The sequence below is a fragment of the Mesorhizobium comanense genome, assembly GCF_005503535.1.
GTDB lineage: Bacteria > Pseudomonadota > Alphaproteobacteria > Rhizobiales > Rhizobiaceae > Mesorhizobium > Mesorhizobium comanense.
The window spans coordinates 255,889-262,341 of record NZ_SCNN01000009.1; the positions used below are offsets into that span (position 1 = coordinate 255,889).

4 protein-coding genes are annotated in these 6,453 nt (G+C 63.1%); all 4 read left to right on the top strand.

The features are described 5' to 3' along the window. Nucleotides 1-72: 72 nt before the first annotated feature. Genes thrC through FFS37_RS17870 form a run of 4 tightly spaced genes read left to right on the top strand, consistent with a single transcriptional unit; the run spans nt 73 to nt 6,280 of the window. Nucleotides 73-1,470, top strand: coding sequence for a threonine synthase (gene thrC, locus FFS37_RS17855; protein ID WP_137932267.1), 1,398 nt, complete (start codon nt 73-75; stop codon nt 1,468-1,470). Nucleotides 1,471-1,484: 14 nt separating this feature from the next. Continuing rightward, a complete protein-coding gene (locus tag FFS37_RS17860; protein WP_137932268.1) occupies nt 1,485-2,777 on the top strand; it encodes a M16 family metallopeptidase in 1,293 nt (430 codons plus the stop codon). 15 nt (nt 2,778-2,792) lie between these two features. After that, nucleotides 2,793-3,389, top strand: coding sequence for a GNAT family N-acetyltransferase (locus FFS37_RS17865; RefSeq protein ID WP_137932269.1), 597 nt, complete (start codon nt 2,793-2,795; stop codon nt 3,387-3,389). A 2-nt stretch (nt 3,390-3,391) separates the two neighbouring features. Further along, entirely contained in the window at nt 3,392-6,280 is a 2,889-nt protein-coding gene (locus FFS37_RS17870) for an EAL domain-containing protein (protein ID WP_137932270.1), read from the top strand. Nucleotides 6,281-6,453 lie beyond the last annotated feature (173 nt).

The following is a 6,453-nucleotide window of genomic DNA, read 5'->3' on the forward strand; positions in this document are numbered from 1 at the left end:
TGCGACTGGAGCCGGCACAGAAATTAACCACCTTGTGGTGAACGGTAACCAAGCAGGCAACGGAACTGTGACATGGACTATGTGAGTACGCGCGGGGAAGCACCCGCGCTTGGATTTTCCGACGCGGTGCTGGCCGGCCTGGCCCGCGATGGCGGGCTTTACGTGCCGCGAGAATGGCCCTCCTTTTCGGCCGCAGAAATCCGCGCCATGCGCGGCCTTGCCTATCCGGATCTCGCCATCCGCGTGCTGACGCCGTTTCTGGGGGGCGAAATCGCTCCTGCCGTCTTCGAACGCCTCGTGCGCGAAGCCTATGCGACGTTTCGGCATGAAGCGGTCTGCCCGCTGGTGCAGACCGGCTCCAACACCTTCGTCCTCGAGCTCTTCCATGGCCCGACGCTGGCTTTCAAGGACGTGGCGATGCAGTTGCTTGCCCGGCTGATGGATCACGTGCTTGCCGAACGCGGCCAGCATGCCACCATCGTCGGCGCCACGTCGGGCGACACCGGCGGTGCGGCCATCGATGCCTTTGCCGGCCGCAGCCGCACTGACATCTTCATCCTCTTCCCGCATGGCCGCGTCTCGCCGGTGCAGCAGCGGCAGATGACGACGTCGAAGGCCGAGAACGTCCACGCGCTGGCGATCGAAGGCAATTTCGACGACTGCCAGGGCCTGCTCAAGGACATGTTCAACGATCACAGCTTCCGGGATCGGGTGGCGCTTTCGGGCGTGAATTCGATCAACTGGGCCCGCATCATGGCCCAGATCGTCTACTATTTCTCGTCCGCACTGTCGCTCGGGGCGCCGGACAGGCCAGTGTCCTTCACCGTGCCGACCGGGAATTTCGGCGACATCTTCGCCGGCTACGCCGCCAAGAAGATGGGCCTGCCGATCGAGCGGCTGGTCATCGCCACAAACGACAACGACATTTTGGCCCGTACCTTCGCAACCGGCGAGTACCGGACCAAAGGCGTCTTCGCGACCACCTCGCCGTCGATGGACATCCAGGTGTCGTCGAATTTCGAACGCCTCCTGTTCGAGGCGTCCGGCCGCAACGCGGCGACCGTGCGGCGCTACATGGCCGGCCTGAAGCAGTCGGGCGCCTTCACCATCGAGGCAGACGAAATCGCCGGGATGCGGGCCGAATTCGACGCCGGTCGCGCTGATATGGACGAGGTCGCCGGCACGATCCGCTCGACGCTCGCGGCCAGCAACTATCTGCTCGACCCCCACACGGCAGCCGCCGTGCATGTCGCGGCCGGCAAGGCCCGGAATGCCGTGCCCATGGTGGTGCTCGGAACCGCGCATCCGGCGAAATTCCCGGCCGCAGTCGAAGCCGCCAGCGGTATCTCGCCCGCCCTGCCCGCATGGCTAGGTGGATTGATGACATTTGAGGAAAAATACACGGTACTTCCATCCGACCTGAAAATGGTGGAAGATTACGTTAGCCGCCGCGCGCGGGCGGCGCGTTAGGGAGTACGAGCCATATGGGTGTTGAGGTAAGCCGTCTGTCGAACGGCCTGACAGTCGCCACCGAAACCCTTCCCAGTATCGAATCGGTTGCCTTGGGCGCCTGGGTAAAGTCCGGCGCCCGTAATGAACGCGACGACGAGCATGGCATGGCCCATCTGCTCGAGCACATGGCGTTCAAGGGCACGAAGCGGCGGACCGCCTTCGAGATCGCTTCGGAGATCGAGAATGTCGGGGGCGAGATCAATGCCGCCACCAGCGTCGAGACGACCTCCTACTACGCAAGGGTGCTGTCCGACGACGTGCCGCTGGCCGTCGATATCCTTGCCGATATACTGCAGGAGTCCGAATTCGACCCGCAGGAACTCGAACGCGAGCAGCACGTCATCCTGCAGGAGATCGGCGCGGCTCACGATACGCCCGACGATATCGTCTTCGACCGTTTCACCGAGACGGCGTTTCGCCACCAGACTATCGGCCGTTCCATCCTGGGCACGCCCGAAACCGTAAAATCCTTCACGTCCAAGCAGTTGCACGATTTCATCGAGCGCCAGTACGGCGCCGAGCGGATGGTGATCGTGGCCGCCGGCGACATCAAGCACGACGATTTCGTGCGCCAGGTCGAAAAGCAGCTCGGCGGCTTCCGCACCAAGGCCGACAGCACCATTCCGCAATACGCGCAATATGTCGGTGGCGATTTCCGCGAGGATCGTGACCTGATGGATGCGCAGATCGTGCTCGGCTTCGAGGGCCGCGCCTATCATGTGCGTGATTTCTATGCCTCGCAGGTGCTGTCGATGATCCTGGGCGGCGGCATGTCCTCGCGCCTGTTCCAGGAGGTCCGCGAAAAGCGCGGCCTCTGCTACTCGGTCTATGCCTTCCACTGGGGCTTTTCCGACACCGGCATCTTCGGCGTCCATGCGGCAACTGGACAGAGCGACATCGCCAAACTGGTGCCAGTCATCATCGACGAGTTGCAGAAGGCCGGCGAGAGCATCCTGCAGGAAGAGCTCGACCGGGCCCGCGCCCAGTACCGTGCCGGCCTGATCATGTCGGCGGAGAGCCCCGCAAGCCGTGCATCGCAGATCGCACGGCAACTGCTTTTGTTCGGCCGGCCGATCGCCAAGGAGGAACTGATGGAGCGGCTCGCGGCACTGACGGTCGACCGGCTGACCGATCTGTCGTCGCGGATGTTCTCGACCAAGCCGACGCTTACGGCCGTCGGGCCTGTGGGTACGCTGGCCCCCTATGAAGCGATCCTCGATTCGCTTCCGGGCACGCAGACCACGGCCCGCAGGCTCGCCGTCTAAGCCTCCCAAAGCGCCGTGTTCGCGCTCCCTTTCTTTCGCCGTGACTTGCCGGCACTGAAGGGCAACCTCGTCACGTTGCGTGTACCGTTCACCAACGACTATCGCGAATGGTCGGCGGTGCGCGGCGAAAGCCGCGCCTTCCTGGAGCCATGGGAGCCACGCTGGACACCCGATGAACTCGACCGTGGGGCATGGCGCCTTCGCATCAGCCGCTACCGCGAGGACTACGCGCAGGGAACCGCAATCGCTTTCTTCATCTTCGAAAAGTCGAGCGGCAAGCTCGCCGGCGGCATCACGCTCGGCAACATACGCCACGGTGTCTCGCAAAGCGGCCATGTCGGCTACTGGATCGGCGAGCGTTTCGGCGGCCGCGGGCTGATGACGGACGCGGTCAAGGTCGTGGCCCGTTTCGCTTTCGATACGCTGAGGTTGCACCGGATCGAGGCGGCCTGTATTCCCGACAATATCAGGTCGATCCGCGTGCTTGAAAAAGCCGGATTCCGGCGCGAAGGACTTTTGCGATCCTATCTCAGGATCAACGGCATCTGGCAGGACCACTACCTCTACGCCCGGATCGCGGACGATCCGCTGGGCGATGGAACAAAGGGCTGATTGTGACGAATTTTTCGCGATTAGCGTCGCTGTTCGCCCTGATTCTGGCGGTTATCATCACGTTTTCGGCCGCCGTTCCGGCTTTGGCCGTCGAGCCGATCAAGATTTCGCGCGACGACAAGGCACTCGACCTGTCCCGTGCCTTCGACCTGTATCCGAATCAGGGCGAGCATTTCCAGGTCTCGACCGCGCCTGGTCCCGATGGCATCGTGCGACGCATCGAGGTCGAAGCCAAGGACGCGCGCTCCACCGGCGATTGGGCCGTCTTCGCGCTTGCCAACACCACCGACCAGCAGCTTGACCGGCTGATCGTGGCGCCGCACTTCCGCCTGGTGAACTCCGGCATCTTCTGGCCGGATCTCGGCTCGAGCCGCATCGCGGCCATCACGCCCAGCGAAGGCTTCGCGCTCGACCGCCAGACCAGTCCCGACGCCGATGTCTTCCGGGTGACGCTGAACCCAGGAACCGTTGTGACCTTCATCGCCGAGCTTGCCTCGCCGAAGCTTCCACAGGTCTATCTCTGGGATCCGGAATCCTACAAGGACTCGGTCAATTCCTATACGCTGTTCCGGGGCATCGTCATCGGCATTGCCGGCCTTCTGGCGCTGTTCCTCACAATCCTGTTCGTCGTCAAGGGAACATCGATGTTCCCGGCCACAGCCGCGCTTGCCTGGGCGGTGCTTGCCTATATCTGCGTGGACTTCGGCTTTCTCAACAAGATAATCGAGATATCTCCCGTCAATGAGCAGATGTGGCGGGCCGGAACCGAGGTGGCGCTGGCGGGCACATTCGTGGTGTTCCTGTTCGCTTATCTCAACCTCAACCGTTGGCATGGCCATTTCAGCTATGGCGCCCTGGTCTGGATCCTGGGGCTGCTGCTCATCGCCGGCGTCGCCATCGTCGACCCCGCGATCGCCGCCGGCATAGCCCGCATCTCGTTCGCAGCAACGGCTCTGACCGGGCTCGGCCTGATCATCTTCCTCGGGCTTCGTGGTTATGACCGTGCGATCATGCTGGTGCCCAGCTGGGTCATGGTGCTGCTCTGGTTATGCGGGTCGTGGATGGCCATCACCGGCATGCTCGACAACGACATCGCCCAGCCGGCACTTGGCGGCGGCCTGATCCTGATCATCTTGTTGATCGGCTTCACCGTCATGCAGCACGCATTTGCTGGCGGCGCCTTGCATCAGGGCCTGTTCTCCGATCTGGAACGGCAGGCGCTGGCGGTTGCGGGATCGGGCGACACGGTGTGGGACTGGGACGTGCTGCGCGACCGCGTCGTCACCAAACCCGACGTCAGCATCCAACTCGGACTTGCCCCAAACAGTCTCGGCGGCGCCGCCCGCAACTGGCTGCCGGTGCTGCATGCCGATGACCGCGACACGTTCCGCACCACGCTCGACGTGGTGCTGGAGCATCGCCGTGGCAAGGTGTCTCAGAATTTCCGCCTGCGCGGCGCCGACGGGCACTATCACTGGTTTGCGCTGCGCGCGCGTCCCGTCATCGGATCGGATGGCGAGGTCATACGCTGCGTCGGCACGATGGTGGACGTCACCGAGCAGAAGAAATCCGAAGAACGGTTGTTGCACGACGCCGTGCACGACAATCTGACCGGACTGCCGAACCGCGAATTGTTCATGAACCGGCTGGAAGCGATCATCTCGATCGCCCGCACCGAGGAGAAGGTGCGTCCGACAGTCTTCGTCATCGACATAGACCGCTTCAAGCAGGTCAATGACGGGCTTGGCATCTCGGCCGGCGACACCATCCTGCTCACCATAGCGCGCCGCCTGCACCGGCTGTTGAAGCCGAAGGATTCGCTATCGCGCTTTGCCGGCGACCAGTTCGCGCTGATGCTGCTTTCCGAGCAGGATCCCGCCCGCATCGCCGGCGTGGCCGATGCGATCAAACATGCGATCAACAACCCGATTACCTTCGCCAAGCGCGAGATCGTGCTGACAGCCTCGATCGGCCTGATCACCTGGACCTCGGCGCAGACCTCGGCCGAGGACATGGTCAAGGACGCCGAGCTTGCCATGCACCAGGCAAAGCGCTTCGGCGGCGACAGGATCGAGCCGTTCCGCCCGGCCTTCCGCACCGTGGGCACCGACCGGCTGCAGTTCGAATCCGATCTGCGGCGCGCCATCGAGCGGCGCGAATTCACCCTTGCCTACCAGCCTATCGTGCGGCTGGAGGATGGCAGCGTCGCCGGCTTCGAGGCCTTGCTGCGCTGGGATCATCCTCGCCGCGGCATGATCCCTCCGGCCGATTTCATTCCGGTCGCCGAGAGCTGCGGCCTGATCGTCCAGCTTGGCCTCTTCGCCATGCAGCAGGCCGCCGAGGATCTCGCCGGATGGCAAAAGCAGATCGGCGACGCGCCGCTCTCGGTCTCTGTCAATCTGTCGAGCCGCCAGCTCATCCGCCGCGACCTGGTCAGCGATGTCCGCTCCGTCATCGCGCGGGCAAATCTGAAGCCGCGCTGCTTCCGGCTTGAACTGACGGAATCGCTGGTCATGGACAATCCCGAGCAGACCGCCCATGTGCTGACCAAGCTCAAACAGCTCGGCATCGGCCTGTCGCTGGACGATTTCGGCACCGGCTATTCGTCACTCGCCTATCTGACGCGGTTCCCCTTCGACACGATCAAGATCGACAAGAGTTTTGTCGACGACAACACGCCCAAGCGCGCCGTGCTGCTCAAATCCATGGTCAACATGGCGCATGAACTCGGCCTGTCGGTGGTCGCCGAAGGCATAGCGGACGAGCGCGACGCGCTCGAGCTGCGCCAGATGGGTTGCGAATATGTGCAGAGCTTCATGTTCGGCGCACCGATGCCGGGCGACCAGGTGCTGAAGACGCTGAAGGACCAGTACCCGCTGACCCAGGCTTGAAGCGTTCAGGTCCCCCTTGCATGTAGCGGAAGCCCCGGTGAGTAGCGGAGAAGCATACCGCTTCGTCATCAACTCTGAGGAATGGTGGCGTCTCTGAGCCTAGCGTTTAGGGTGACGACGATCTTTCGCATGACGGCAGCGATGGCCACCATTGGCTTTTTGCCGTTTGTGAC